General features: G+C 63.9%; 17 protein-coding genes. All 17 read left to right on the top strand.

All coding sequences use genetic code 11. The features are described from left to right. The first annotated feature begins 264 nt into the window (after window positions 1-264). The 17 genes from rpsL (at window position 265) to rpsQ (ending at window position 12624) form a co-directional block, all read left to right on the top strand. Window positions 265-639, top strand: coding sequence for a 30S ribosomal protein S12 (gene rpsL, locus FVP33_RS09785; protein WP_147783483.1), 375 nt, complete (start codon window positions 265-267; stop codon window positions 637-639). Then, window positions 640-1110 carry a 30S ribosomal protein S7 gene (gene rpsG, locus FVP33_RS09780; protein WP_147783482.1) on the top strand — a complete coding sequence of 157 codons (471 nt, stop codon included), beginning with the start codon at window positions 640-642 and terminating at the stop codon, window positions 1108-1110. A 94-nt stretch (window positions 1111-1204) separates the two neighbouring features. After that, window positions 1205-3322, top strand: a complete 2118-nt coding sequence (fusA, locus tag FVP33_RS09775; protein WP_147783481.1) for an elongation factor G — start codon at window positions 1205-1207, stop codon at window positions 3320-3322. Between the two features lie 103 nt (window positions 3323-3425). Further along, window positions 3426-4619 (top strand): elongation factor Tu, encoded by a 1194-nt coding sequence (tuf, locus tag FVP33_RS09770; protein WP_147783480.1) that lies wholly within the window; start codon window positions 3426-3428, stop codon window positions 4617-4619. Between the two features lie 331 nt (window positions 4620-4950). Beyond that, a complete protein-coding gene (locus tag FVP33_RS19505) occupies window positions 4951-5904 on the top strand; it encodes a hypothetical protein (protein WP_187270656.1) in 954 nt (317 codons plus the stop codon). Between the two features lie 149 nt (window positions 5905-6053). Beyond that, window positions 6054-6731: a YoaK family protein gene (locus tag FVP33_RS19500; protein ID WP_187270655.1), complete on the top strand. Its 678-nt coding sequence runs from the start codon at window positions 6054-6056 to the stop codon at window positions 6729-6731. 436 nt (window positions 6732-7167) lie between these two features. Continuing rightward, window positions 7168-7476 (top strand): 30S ribosomal protein S10, encoded by a 309-nt coding sequence (rpsJ, locus tag FVP33_RS09760; RefSeq protein WP_147783478.1) that lies wholly within the window; start codon window positions 7168-7170, stop codon window positions 7474-7476. 8 nt (window positions 7477-7484) lie between these two features. Beyond that, on the top strand, window positions 7485-8135 hold the full coding sequence (gene rplC, locus FVP33_RS09755; RefSeq protein ID WP_147783477.1) for a 50S ribosomal protein L3: 651 nt from the start codon (window positions 7485-7487) through the stop codon (window positions 8133-8135). A gap of 3 nt (window positions 8136-8138) precedes the next feature. Continuing rightward, window positions 8139-8888, top strand: coding sequence for a 50S ribosomal protein L4 (gene rplD / locus FVP33_RS09750; RefSeq protein WP_147783476.1), 750 nt, complete (start codon window positions 8139-8141; stop codon window positions 8886-8888). After that, complete coding sequence (rplW, locus tag FVP33_RS09745; RefSeq protein ID WP_147783475.1) at window positions 8885-9187, top strand: 50S ribosomal protein L23; 303 nt, start codon at window positions 8885-8887, stop codon at window positions 9185-9187. The genes rplD and rplW overlap by 4 nt, the downstream gene beginning before the upstream one ends. Before the next feature lie 18 nt (window positions 9188-9205). Further along, window positions 9206-10045, top strand: coding sequence for a 50S ribosomal protein L2 (gene rplB, locus FVP33_RS09740; protein WP_147783474.1), 840 nt, complete (start codon window positions 9206-9208; stop codon window positions 10043-10045). 12 nt (window positions 10046-10057) lie between these two features. Next, window positions 10058-10339, top strand: a complete 282-nt coding sequence (rpsS, locus tag FVP33_RS09735) for a 30S ribosomal protein S19 (protein ID WP_147783473.1) — start codon at window positions 10058-10060, stop codon at window positions 10337-10339. A gap of 25 nt (window positions 10340-10364) precedes the next feature. Next, entirely contained in the window at window positions 10365-10763 is a 399-nt protein-coding gene (gene rplV, locus FVP33_RS09730; RefSeq protein ID WP_147783472.1) for a 50S ribosomal protein L22, read from the top strand. Next, window positions 10763-11572 (top strand): 30S ribosomal protein S3, encoded by an 810-nt coding sequence (gene rpsC, locus FVP33_RS09725; RefSeq protein ID WP_147783471.1) that lies wholly within the window; start codon window positions 10763-10765, stop codon window positions 11570-11572. Before rplV ends, rpsC begins: the two co-directional genes overlap by 1 nt. A gap of 4 nt (window positions 11573-11576) precedes the next feature. Next, on the top strand, window positions 11577-11996 hold the full coding sequence (rplP, locus tag FVP33_RS09720) for a 50S ribosomal protein L16 (protein ID WP_147783470.1): 420 nt from the start codon (window positions 11577-11579) through the stop codon (window positions 11994-11996). Further along, complete coding sequence (gene rpmC / locus FVP33_RS20090) at window positions 11996-12319, top strand: 50S ribosomal protein L29 (protein WP_147783469.1); 324 nt, start codon at window positions 11996-11998, stop codon at window positions 12317-12319. Before rplP ends, rpmC begins: the two co-directional genes overlap by 1 nt. Then, window positions 12319-12624 carry a 30S ribosomal protein S17 gene (gene rpsQ, locus FVP33_RS09710; protein WP_147783468.1) on the top strand — a complete coding sequence of 102 codons (306 nt, stop codon included), beginning with the start codon at window positions 12319-12321 and terminating at the stop codon, window positions 12622-12624. The genes rpmC and rpsQ overlap by 1 nt, the downstream gene beginning before the upstream one ends. Window positions 12625-12637 lie beyond the last annotated feature (13 nt).

The raw sequence follows: 12637 nt of genomic DNA, 5'->3' as shown, positions 1-12637 counted from the left end.
GCCCGCCGGGCTAGTATTTACGAGGTGTGCGCTCTGTCGTGCGCTTGAGCCGTGCCCGCCGAAGTTCTGGCGTGTCACCTCGGGCGTTTCGCCTTCGGCACACAGCTGGGTTTGTTCCCGAGGGAACAGCCCCCACGGCATACCACTCAGGATCTCTCAACCGTGAGGTTCGCGTGTGGTGCACAACGATCCGAAACGCACGTCAGCTCGGATCGAATGCTAAAGAACAAACTGTCACCGTGCAGTAAATACAAGGAGTACGTAGTGCCCACCATTCAGCAGTTGGTCCGCAAGGGTCGCAGCCCCAAGGTCGTCAAGACCAAGGCGCCCGCCCTCAAGGGCAACCCCCAGCAGCGCGGCGTTTGCACCCGCGTCTACACGACCACCCCCAAGAAGCCGAACTCGGCTCTTCGCAAGGTCGCTCGTGTCAAGCTGTCAAACGGTACCGAGGTCACCGCGTACATCCCCGGTGAGGGCCACAACCTGCAGGAGCACTCGATGGTGCTCGTTCGCGGCGGTCGTGTGAAGGACCTGCCCGGCGTTCGTTACAAGATCGTGCGCGGCGCGCTCGACACCCAGGCCGTGAAGAATCGTAAGCAGGCTCGCAGCCTCTACGGAGCGAAAAAGGACAAGAAGTAAATGCCTCGTAAAGGACCAGCACCGAAGCGTCCCGTAGTTGCGGACCCGGTCTATGGAGCACCCATCGTCAGCCAGCTCGTCAACAAGATCCTTCTTGATGGCAAGAAGGGCCTCGCCGAGAAGATCGTCTATGACGCGCTCTCCGGAGTGTCCACCAAGAACGGTGCGGATGCCGTAGTCACGCTCAAGAAGGCGCTCGACAACGTGCGCCCGACGATCGAGGTCAAGAGCCGCCGCGTCGGTGGCTCCACCTACCAGGTGCCGGTCGAGGTCAAGCCTCACCGCGCCAACACCCTCGCCCTGCGTTGGCTCACCACCTATGCCAAGGCTCGTCGCGAGAAGACCATGACCGAGCGTCTCACCAACGAGATCCTCGACGCGTCCAACGGCCTCGGTGCCGCGGTGAAGCGTCGCGAGGACACTCACAAGATGGCTGACGCCAACAAGGCCTTCGCGCACTACCGCTGGTAGACCACTTCCACCGGGTTGGCCCGGTCGGGATCTGATCCCGTCCGGTCCGGCCGGTGACCACTGCCTCTTTTCACCACTTTCGTAAGGACATTCCGTGGCACAAGACGTGCTCACCGACCTGAACAAGGTCCGCAATATCGGCATCATGGCTCACATCGATGCCGGCAAGACCACCACCACCGAGCGCATCCTGTACTACACCGGAATCACCCACAAGATCGGTGAGGTGCACGATGGTGCAGCCACGATGGACTGGATGGCTCAGGAGCAGGAACGTGGCATCACGATCACCTCGGCGGCCACCACGTGTTTCTGGAACAAGCACCAGATCAACATCATCGACACCCCGGGCCACGTCGACTTCACCGTCGAGGTAGAGCGCTCGCTGCGCGTGCTCGATGGCGCCGTCGCCGTCTTCGACGGCAAGGAGGGCGTCGAGCCCCAGTCGGAGACCGTCTGGCGCCAGGCCGACAAGTACGACGTTCCGCGCATCTGTTTCGTCAACAAGATGGACAAGCTCGGCGCCGACTTCTACTACACGGTCGACACGATCATCAAGCGCCTCGGCGCGAAGCCCCTCGTGATTCAGCTCCCGATCGGGTTTGAGAACACCTTCGAGGGTGTCGTCGACCTCGTCGAGATGCGCGCGCTCACCTGGCGCGGTGACTCGAAGGGTGACGTCGAGCTCGGCGCCAAGTACGACATCGAAGAGATCCCGGCCGACCTGGTCGAGAAGGCCAACGAGTACCGTGCGGCCCTCCTCGAGGTTGTTGCCGAGACCGATGACGCGCTCCTCGAGCGCTTCATGGAGGGTGACACCGACTTCTCGGTCGCTGAGATCAAGGCCGCGATCCGCAAGCTCACCATCTCGAGCCAGATCTACCCGGTGCTCTGTGGTTCCGCGTTCAAGAACCGCGGCGTGCAGCCGATGCTCGATGCGGTCGTCGACTACCTGCCGACCCCGCTCGACGTGCCGGCCATCGAGGCCCACGACCCGCGCGATGAGGAGAAGGTCATCCTGCGTCACCCGGATGCGACCGAGCCGTTCGCTGCTCTCGCGTTCAAGGTCGCGGTGCACCCGTTCTTCGGTCGTCTCACCTACATCCGCGTCTACTCGGGTCACGTCGACTCCGGTGCCCAGCTCGTCAATGCCACCAAGGGCAAGAAAGAGCGCATCGGCAAGATCTTCCAGATGCACGCGAACAAGGAGAACCCGGTCGACTCCGTCACCGCCGGTCACATCTACGCGGTCATCGGCCTCAAGGACACGACCACGGGTGACACGCTCACCGACCCGAACAACCAGGTTGTTCTCGAGTCGATGACGTTCCCGGAGCCCGTGATCGAGGTCGCGATCGAGCCGAAGACGAAGGCCGACCAGGAGAAGCTGGGTCTCGCGATCCAGAAGCTCGCTGAAGAGGACCCGACCTTCCGCACCGAGCAGAACATCGACACCGGCCAGACCGTGATCAAGGGAATGGGCGAGCTCCACCTCGACATCCTGGTCGACCGGATGAAGCGCGAGTTCGGCGTTGAAGCCAACGTCGGCAAGCCGCAGGTTGCCTACCGCGAGACGATTCGTCGCGTCGTGGAGAAGCACGACTTCACCCACAAGAAGCAGACCGGTGGTTCTGGCCAGTTCGCCAAGATCCAGATCTCGCTTGAGCCGATGGAGGTGACCGCGGAGAAGAGCTACGAGTTCCTCAACAAGGTCACCGGTGGACGTATCCCTCGCGAATACATCCCCTCGGTCGACCACGGAATCCAGGACGCGCTGCAGGTCGGCGTGCTCGCTGGTTATCCCATGGTCGGTGTGCGGGCTATCCTTCTCGACGGAGCGTCGCACGATGTCGACTCCTCCGAGATGGCGTTCAAGATTGCCGGTTCGATGGCGTTCAAGGAAGCGGCCCGCAAGGCCGACCCTGTTCTCCTCGAGCCGCTGATGGCCGTTGAAGTGCGTACCCCTGAGGAATACATGGGCGACGTCATCGGCGACCTCAACTCCCGTCGCGGGCAGATCCAGTCCATGGAAGACGCGACAGGCGTGAAGGTTGTTCGGGCCAATGTCCCGCTGTCGGAAATGTTCGGCTACGTGGGCGACCTGAGGTCGAAGACCTCTGGCCGCGCGGTGTATTCGATGTCATTCGACAGCTACTCAGAGGTGCCGCGCGCGGTGGCCGAAGAGATCATCCAGAAGAACAAGGGCGAGTAGCACTTACTCGCCCGAGTAACATAAAAACATCCCAACCCCGTAGCGCGAGCGGTCGAAAACCGTCGATCGTGAGCGTCTACACCTAAGTCCTGAGGAGGACCCATTGGCGAAGGCAAAGTTCGAGCGGACTAAGCCACACGTCAACGTCGGTACCATCGGTCACGTCGACCACGGTAAGACCACGTTGACGGCTGCAATTACCAAGGTGCTGCACGACAAGTACCCGACGTTGAACGCTTCTTACGCGTTCGACCAGATCGACAACTCCCCCGAGGAGAAGCAGCGTGGAATCACGATCAACATCTCCCACGTTGAGTACCAGACCGAGAAGCGCCACTACGCCCACGTAGACGCCCCCGGTCACGCTGACTACATCAAGAACATGATCACGGGTGCCGCGCAGATGGACGGCGCGATCCTGGTCGTGGCGGCCACCGACGGCCCCATGCCCCAGACGCGTGAGCACGTGCTGCTCGCTCGCCAGGTCGGCGTGCCGTACATCGTCGTCGCACTGAACAAGTCCGACGTCGTTGACGACGAGGAGATCCTCGAGCTCGTCGAGATCGAGGTTCGCGAGTTGCTCTCGAGCCAGGAGTTCGACGGCGACAACGCACCGGTCGTGCGCGTCTCCGCGCTCAAGGCCCTCGAGGGTGACCCCGTGTGGGCGGCGACCGTTGCCGACCTCATGGACAAGGTCGACGAGTTCGTTCCGGAGCCCATCCGCGAGACCGAGAAGCCCTTCCTCATGCCCGTCGAGGACGTCTTCACGATCACCGGTCGTGGAACCGTCATCACCGGCCGCGTCGAGCGTGGAATCCTCCACCCGAACGACGAGGTCGAGATCGTCGGTATCAAGGAGAAGTCCTCCAAGACCACCGTCACGGCCATCGAGATGTTCCGCAAGACCCTCGAAGATGCCCGCGCCGGAGAGAACGTCGGACTCCTGCTCCGCGGCACCAAGCGCGAGGATGTCGAGCGCGGCCAGGTTGTCGTCAAGCCTGGTTCGGTCACGCCGCACACCGAGTTCGAGGCGAACGCCTACATCCTGTCCAAGGATGAGGGTGGACGTCACAACCCGTTCTACGCGAACTACCGCCCGCAGTTCTACTTCCGCACCACGGACGTCACCGGCGTCATCTCGCTGCCCGAGGGCACTGAGATGGTCATGCCTGGTGACACCACCGAGATGACGGTCAACCTCATCCAGCCGATCGCCATGGAGGAGGGCCTCCGCTTCGCTATTCGCGAGGGTGGCCGCACCGTCGGCGCCGGCACGGTTGTGAAGATCCTCAAGTAGCACCTGTTCCACACGAAAGGCCGCACCCTCGGGTGCGGCCTTTTGTCGTTGGGGTGTCCTCGCGCGCGTGGCCGTTTGTCGTTGGGGCGTTCGCGCGCAGGTGCCCGCTTGTCGTTGGAGCGTTCGCGCGTGCGTGCCCGTTTGTCGCGCTTGTTCCTCGTCGAACTGGCACAACGGCAACGAGCGGACACAGTCACGCGAACTCCGCCGCCGCATCCACCTGCCGGCAGGGCGCCCTTCTCCTCTCGCCCCCACGTGGGGGTTAACCGGCCTTCCGCGCGAATCCCTGATCGGGCCCGCCGGATCGGTGCGAGCACCGCAGGCTCGAGCCATGACCGAATCGGCGCGTTCCCTCGTCTTCGCCCACGACCTGCTCGACCCCACCGACACCCGGCAGCGGCACGCCAACGCCGTGACGCACGACCGTGAGGTTCGGGTGGCCAGGGGCGCCTACATCGGCCGGGAACTGTGGGATGGCCTGGATGCCACGGCCCGCTACCTGCTTCGAGTGCGCGCCGTCGCCGAGACCCGGCGGAATCGACCGGTGATCTCGCACTGGTCGGCGGCCGCCGTGCACCGGCTTCCGATCGTCGGCGCCTGGCCGACCGAGGTCCACATCACGCAATCCGCTACGCAGGCCGCCAGGAGTCGCAACGGGGTCGTGCGGCACTCGCTCCGCGTGGACGACGACGACCTGGTGGAGATCGAGGGAATGCTCGTCACCTCGATTGCCAGGACGGTGGTGGACCTGGCGGCATCGGCCCCAGCGCCGGCGGCCGTGACGATGGCGGACTTCGCCCTGCACCGCGACCGATTCGGTCGAGGTCCGCTGGTGACCAGGGACCAACTCGTCGGAGTCTGGGAGTCGAAACTGCCGTTCCGCGGCCATGCCCGCTCGCGCGACATCATCGACTTCGGGGAGACGGCCGCGCAGACGCCGCTCGAGTCGGTGAGTCGGGTGAACATGCGCAGGATCGGATGCCCGCGACCACTCCTCCAGAGCGCATTCCACGACGCGGACGGCTTCATCGCCGAGACCGACTTCGACTGGCCGGAGTTCCGCCTCGTCGGCGAGGCCGACGGCGACCGCAAGTACCTCGACGAGGCCTTCCGAAGCGGCCGGTCGGTGGAGCAGGTGCTTCTCGACGAGAAGGTGCGCGAGGACCGGGTGCGGGCCCTCGGTCGGGGATTCGCCCGCTGGCGTTGGTCGACCGCGATCGACCCCCTCGCGCTGCGGCGCAGGCTCGTCTCCGCCGGCCTTCCGATGGGGATTCGGTGGCGCTGAGGCCGAGTTTGTGCCCCCTCGACATCAGTCAGCCCTTTCGACTGGGCACAATCACGACAAACGGGCACGGGAAGCCGGGCGGCGGGCGCTCCGGAGTCGTCGAGTGTGGAGTGAAACGCGGCGTCTCATCATCCGCTAGCGTGTGGGGAATGACAGTGCCCCGACTCGCCCCCGTTCATCACTACGCGGTCGGGTTGCTGATCCTCACCGCGTCCACCGGCACGATCGACGCCGTGAGCTACCTCGCACTCGATCACGTGTTCACCGGCAACATGACCGGCAACGTGTTGTTCCTGGGGTTCGCGCTCGTCGGCGTGCCGGGCATCCCCCTGTTCAACAACGCGATAGCGCTGCTGGGATTCATGCTCGGATCCGCCATCGGCGGTCGCGCGATCGGCCAGAGCCCGGAGAAGGGGCTGCCGGTGTCGAGCATGTGGGTGCTCGGCGGAGGAGTGGTGCTCATCATCGGGCTCGCCGTGTTCTGGCTCGTGGTGGGCACACTGCCCCAGGCCGCGCTCCTCACCGTGACGACACTCCTCGCCGCCGTCATGGGCGCGCAGGTGGCCGCGGTGAAGCCGGTCGGCAACAGCGACATCACGACGATCGTGGTCACCAACACCGTCGCGAACCTCGCGAGGGAGAGCAGGCTCGGCGGGGGAAAGGGAAAGCACTGGCTCCCGCGGCTCGGCGCCATCCTCGCGATGGGAGTCGGCGCCGCAATCGGCGCAGGCGTGGTGCGCTGGTTCGGCGGCCCGGAGGCTCTCCTCGCCGCGGCCATCATCTTCACCGCCGGCGTGTTCACCCTGGTGGCGGCGAGTCGCCGCTGACCGGCCGGAACGCCGCGCGGCGTGACGCCGATCGGCTACCGGCGCCGCGACACGCCCAACGTGACACGCCCGGGTTGCAGCAATGCCCCGCAGTGTGGCAAACTCTTCTAGTTCAACATTTCCGGCTTCTGCGCTGGGATCACTGCCAGGTTGTGCATAGGTGTGAGGCACCCGCTTGAGAAAGCGACCGCCACCGCCTAGGCCGCGGGTAGCAGAACACGACTTAATCGAAACCCACGATGCAAGCGGTGACGCGTGTGTCCGGACGGGGCAACACGCCCGACCGCGGGGGTCGGTAAAACCCAAGCAGTAATTGACACAACAACAGTGGTGCGACAGCGGCTGTGCAGCTCCAAGGCACGAACCTGAGCAAACCGAGCATCCAATAGCAGCGTTCATTCGCGGCCACGATGCATTAGAGAGAGATGAGTCACACATGGCGGGACAGAAGATCCGCATCCGACTTAAGTCGTATGACCACGAGGTCATCGACAGCTCGGCGCGCAAGATCGTCGACACGGTGACCCGTGCCGGCGCGACCGTCGTCGGCCCGGTGCCGCTTCCGACTGAGAAGAACGTGATCGTCGTGATCCGTTCACCTCACAAGTACAAGGACAGCCGCGAGCACTTCGAGAAGCGCACCCACAAGCGCCTGATCGACATCATTGACCCGACGCCGAAGGCCGTCGACTCGCTCATGCGACTCGACCTCCCCGCAGACGTCAACATCGAGATCAAGCTCTAGGACACCCCATGGCAACCACTAAGACAAGCAAGGGACTGCTGGGCAAGAAGCTCGGCATGACCCAGGTCTGGGATGCGAACAACAAGCTCATCCCCGTAACCGTCGTTGAGATCACCCCCAACGTCGTCACCCAGCTGCGCACCCCGGACATCGACGGCTACAGCGCCGTGCAGATCGCCTACGGCCAGATCGACCCCCGCAAGGTGAACAAGCCGACCACGGGTCACTTCGACAAGGCGGGCGTCACGCCTCGCCGCCACCTCACCGAGGTTCGCACCGCGGATGCCGCCGAGTACGCACTCGGCCAGGAAATCGCGGTCGACATCTTCGAGGCCGGCCAGAAGGTCGACGTCGTCGGTACCTCCAAGGGCAAGGGCTTCGCCGGAGTCATGAAGCGCCACAACTTCAAGGGCGTCTCGTCCAGCCACGGTTCGCACCGCAACCACCGCAAGCCCGGCTCGATCGGTGCATCCTCCACGCCCTCGCGCGTGTTCAAGGGAATGCGCATGGCCGGCCGCATGGGTGGTGACCGCGTCACCGCGATGAACCTCACCGTTCACTCGGTAGACCTCGAAAAGAACCTGATCCTCGTCAAGGGCGCCGTTCCCGGTGCTCGCGGCCGGATCGTATTCGTTCGCAACGCAGTGAAGGGGGCGTAACGCATGGCAACCGAAGCTGGCGCCACTAACAACACGCTCGACGTTCTCGACGCCAAGGGCAAGAAGGTCGGCACCGTCGAACTGCCCGCCGAGACCTTCGACGTTCAGACCAACATCCCGCTGATCCACCAGGTGGTCGTTGCGCAGCGCGCAGCGGCTCGCCAGGGAACACACAACACGCTCCGCCGTGGTGAAGTTTCCGGTGCCGGTCGCAAGCCGTTCAAGCAGAAGGGAACCGGTCGCGCTCGTCAGGGCTCGATCCGCGCCCCCCAGATGACCGGCGGTGGAATCGTCCACGGACCCCACCCCCGCGACTATGCCCAGCGCACCCCCAAGAAGATGATTGCCGCCGCCCTTCGCGGTGCACTCTCCGACCGGGCTCGCGGTGGACGCATTCACGTCATCGACTCGCTCTCCGTGGGAGACGTTCCGTCGACCAAGACGATCGTGGCCCTGCTCGAGTCGATCTCGACCAGCAAGCACGTGCTCATCGTCCTGGAGCGCGACGACGTCGTGAGCCACAAGAGCGTTCGCAACATCCCGTCCGTGCACGTGCTTCCGTACGACCAGCTCAACGCCTACGACGTGCTCGTGAGCGATGACATCGTCTTCACCAAGGGTTCCTTCGACGCTTTCGTCGCCGGCCCCACGAAGACCGCGGTCGTCGACACCGACGAAGCGAACGAGCCCGTGAGCAAGAAGCGCGTGAGCCCGGAGCGAGCCGCTGCCAAGAAGGAGAAGGCCTCAGCATGACGACCTCGACTTATAAGGACCCGCGCGACGTAATCCTGTCGCCCGTCGTCTCTGAGAAGAGCTACAGCCTGATCGACCAGGGCAAGTACACCTTCCTGGTCGACCCTCGCTCGAACAAGACCGAGATCAAGCTGGCGATCGAGAAGATCTTCAGCGTCGAGGTCGCGTCGATCAACACCCTGAACAAAAAGGGCAAGACCCGCCGCACCAAGTTCGGTCTCGGAAAGCGCAAAGACACCAAGCGCGCGATCGTGACCCTCAAGTCCGGTTCCATCGACATCTTCACCGCTGTCGGCTAGGGATCAGGGAGATAACTCATGGCTATTCGTAAGTACAAGCCCACGACTCCAGGTCGTCGCGGTTCGTCGGTTGCTGACTTCGCCGAGATCACGCGTTCGACCCCGGAGAAGTCGCTTCTTCGTCCGCTGCCCAAGACCGGTGGCCGCAACAACGCAGGTCGCATCACGACCCGTCACATCGGTGGTGGCCACAAGCGCCAGTACCGTGTCATCGACTTCCGTCGCAATGACAAGGACGGCGTCAACGCCCGCGTTGCCGAGATCGAGTACGACCCCAACCGCACGGCTCGCATCGCGTTGCTCCACTTCGTCGATGGCTCGAAGCGCTACATCATCGCTCCGAACAAGCTGAGCCAGGGCGACATCATCGAGTCGGGCGCCGGCGCAGACATCAAGCCGGGTAACAACCTGCCGCTGCGCAACATCCCGGTCGGTACCGTCATTCACGCGATCGAGCTCAAGCCAGGCGGCGGAGCCAAGCTCGCCCGCTCGGCCGGCTCGAGCGTTCGCCTCGTCGCCAAGGATGGCCCGTACGCGCAGCTTCGTCTGCCGTCCGGCGAAATCCGCAACGTCGACGCGCGCTGCCGCGCCACGATCGGCGAGGTCGGCAACGCCGAGCAGTCGAACATCAACTGGGGCAAGGCCGGCCGCATGCGCTGGAAGGGCGTTCGCCCGACAGTGCGTGGTGTCGCCATGAACCCGGTCGACCACCCTCACGGTGGTGGAGAGGGCAAGACCTCGGGTGGACGCCACCCGGTCAGCCCGTGGGGCCAGAAAGAGGGCCGCACCCGCCACATCAACAAAGAGAGCGACAAGCTCATCGTTCGCCGCCGCAATGTCGGCAAGAAGCGCAAGTAGGAGTTGTAGAGGATGCCACGCAGTCTCAAAAAGGGCCCCTTCGTTGACGACCACCTGTTTCGCAAGGTGGCCAAGGCGAACGAAGCCAACAGCAAGAGCGTTATCAAGACCTGGTCGCGTCGCTCGATGATCATCCCGTCGTTCCTGGGACACACCATCGCAGTGCACGACGGCCGCAAGCACATCCCGGTGTTCATCACCGAGACGATGGTTGGGCACAAGCTCGGTGAGTTTGCTCCCACCCGCACCTTCCGTGGACACGAGAAGGACGACAAGAAGGGTCGTCGCCGCTAACGCGGGGACGGAAAGGTACAGAGAAATGGTTGAATCCATCGCTCGCGTGAAGCACATTCGCGTCACCCCCACGAAGGCTCGTCGCGTCGTCAACATGATCCGTGGCAAGCAGGCTCAGGAGGCTCTCGCCATCCTGAAGTTCGCGCCGCAGGGTGCATCGACGCCCGTCTACAAGCTCGTCGAGTCGGCAATTGCCAACGCGCGGGTCAAGGCGGACGCCAGCAACAGCTACCTGGGCGTTGAGGACCTGTTCGTCTCGTCGGCCTACGTCGATGAGGGAACCACCCTCAAGCGCTTCCAGCCCCGTGCACAGGGACGCGCCTTCCAGATCCTGAAGCGCACCAGCCACATCACGATCGTCCTGGCCACGCCGGACGAGACCGCGGATGCTGCAGTCGTTTCGAAGAAGTCAGGAAAGAAGTAATGGGCCAGAAAGTAAATCCCTACGGCTTCCGTCTGGGAATCACCACCGACCACGTGTCGCGCTGGTTCTCTGACAGCACGAAGGTCGGACAGCGCTACAGCGACTATGTGGCCGAGGACATCAAGATCCGCAACCTGCTCAAGACGAGCCTCGACCGCGCCGGAGTGGCACGCATCGAGATCGAGCGCACGCGTGACCGCGTTCGCGTCGACATCCACACCGCGCGCCCCGGAATCGTCATCGGTCGTCGTGGCGCGGAGGCCGAGCGGATTCGCACCGACCTCGAGAAGCTGTCGGGCAAGCAGATCCAGCTCAACATCCTCGAGGTCAAGAACCCCGAGGCCGAGGCCCAGCTCGTGGCACAGGGAATCGCGGAGCAGCTCAGCGCTCGCGTCGCGTTCCGTCGTGCGATGCGCAAGGGACTGCAGGGTGCCCAGCGCACCCCGACCGTCAAGGGTGTTCGTATTCAGGTCTCCGGCCGCCTCGGCGGCGCCGAGATGAGCCGTTCGGAGTTCTACCGCGAGGGCCGCGTGCCGCTGCACACCCTCCGCGCGAACATCGACTACGGCTTCTACGAGGCGAAGACCACCTTCGGTCGCATCGGCGTGAAGGTCTGGATCTACAAGGGCGACATCACGAACAAGGAACTTGCTCGTGAGCAGGCCAACGCGAAGTCGACACGTCCCGAGCGTCGTGACGACCGTCGCGACGGCGGCCGTGACAGCGGACCTCGTCGTGGAGCTGCCCCGGCAGCCGCGGCCGCTCCGAAGGCAGACGCTGCTCCGGCAGCAGTAGCAGTGGAGGCCTAGAGCCATGTTGATTCCCCGCAGAGTTAAGCACCGCAAGCAGCACCACCCCGGCCGTAGCGGCCAGGCGACCGGTGGCACCACGGTCACGTTCGGTGAGTACGGCATCCAGGCGATTACCCCCGCCTATGTGACGAACCGCCAGATCGAGGCCGCGCGTATTGCGATGACCAGGCACATCAAGCGTGGTGGAAAGGTGTGGATCAACATCTACCCCGACCGCCCGCTCACCAAGAAGCCGGCCGAAACCCGCATGGGTTCCGGTAAGGGTTCACCCGAGTGGTGGATCGCCAATGTCAAGCCGGGTCGCGTGCTCTTCGAGCTCGCCGGCGTGAGCGACGTCGTCGCTCGCGAGGCGCTCACCCGCGCCATCCACAAACTGCCGCTGAAGGCACGCATCATCAAGCGCGAGGAGGGTGACGCATAATGACGATCGGTTCCAAGGAGCTCGCCCCCGTCGAGCTCGACACTTTTGAAGACGAGAGACTCGTCGACGAACTCAAGAAGGCCAAGGAAGAGCTGTTCAACCTGCGCTTCCAGTCGGCCACCGGCCAGCTGGAGAGCCACGGTCGCCTGCGCGCTGTCAAGCGCGACATCGCTCGCATCTACACGGTCATCCGTGAGCGCGAGCTGGGCATTCGTGCGACTCCTGCTCCGGTTGCCGTCGCTCCCAAGGCTGCGGCGAAGAAGACCAAGAAGACTGAGGATGTCGCGGAAGCGCCGGCCGAGTCTGCTGAGGAGAAGAAGTAATGGCTACTGAGACCAAGAGCACCGAGGCCGCGCAGGCGACCGAGGCCGAGAACGCTCGCGGATACCGCAAGACCCGTCGTGGCTATGTCACGAGCGACAAGATGGACAAGACCATCGTCGTCGAGGTCGAGGACCGCGTAAAGCACCCGTTGTACGGCAAGGTCATCCGCCGTACCTCCAAGGTCAAGGCGCACGACGAGGCCAACTCGGCCGGCGTCGGCGACCTCGTCGTCATCAGCGAAACCCGTCCGCTCAGCGCCACGAAGCGCTGGCGTCTGGTCGAGATCCTCGAGAAGGCCAAGTAAGCGCCCGCGCTTA

It is taken from the genome of Lacisediminihabitans profunda, assembly GCF_008040105.1.
GTDB classification, from domain to species: domain Bacteria; phylum Actinomycetota; class Actinomycetes; order Actinomycetales; family Microbacteriaceae; genus Lacisediminihabitans; species Lacisediminihabitans profunda.
Note: the sequence above shows the minus strand (reverse complement) of the source record. Positions and strands in the feature narration are given on the sequence as shown.

Coding starts and splice junctions, on each gene's coding strand:
- rplW (WP_147783475.1), top strand. CDS start 8,885: ATGACGACCTCGACTTATAAGGACCCGCGCGACGTAATCCTGTCGCCC.
- FVP33_RS19505 (WP_187270656.1), top strand. CDS start 4,951: ATGACCGAATCGGCGCGTTCCCTCGTCTTCGCCCACGACCTGCTCGAC.
- rplD (WP_147783476.1), top strand. CDS start 8,139: ATGGCAACCGAAGCTGGCGCCACTAACAACACGCTCGACGTTCTCGAC.
- rplB (WP_147783474.1), top strand. CDS start 9,206: ATGGCTATTCGTAAGTACAAGCCCACGACTCCAGGTCGTCGCGGTTCG.
- rplC (WP_147783477.1), top strand. CDS start 7,485: ATGGCAACCACTAAGACAAGCAAGGGACTGCTGGGCAAGAAGCTCGGC.
- rpsS (WP_147783473.1), top strand. CDS start 10,058: ATGCCACGCAGTCTCAAAAAGGGCCCCTTCGTTGACGACCACCTGTTT.
- rpsQ (WP_147783468.1), top strand. CDS start 12,319: ATGGCTACTGAGACCAAGAGCACCGAGGCCGCGCAGGCGACCGAGGCC.
- FVP33_RS19500 (WP_187270655.1), top strand. CDS start 6,054: ATGACAGTGCCCCGACTCGCCCCCGTTCATCACTACGCGGTCGGGTTG.
- rpsJ (WP_147783478.1), top strand. CDS start 7,168: ATGGCGGGACAGAAGATCCGCATCCGACTTAAGTCGTATGACCACGAG.
- rplV (WP_147783472.1), top strand. CDS start 10,365: ATGGTTGAATCCATCGCTCGCGTGAAGCACATTCGCGTCACCCCCACG.
- rplP (WP_147783470.1), top strand. CDS start 11,577: ATGTTGATTCCCCGCAGAGTTAAGCACCGCAAGCAGCACCACCCCGGC.
- rpsG (WP_147783482.1), top strand. CDS start 640: ATGCCTCGTAAAGGACCAGCACCGAAGCGTCCCGTAGTTGCGGACCCG.
- rpmC (WP_147783469.1), top strand. CDS start 11,996: ATGACGATCGGTTCCAAGGAGCTCGCCCCCGTCGAGCTCGACACTTTT.
- rpsC (WP_147783471.1), top strand. CDS start 10,763: ATGGGCCAGAAAGTAAATCCCTACGGCTTCCGTCTGGGAATCACCACC.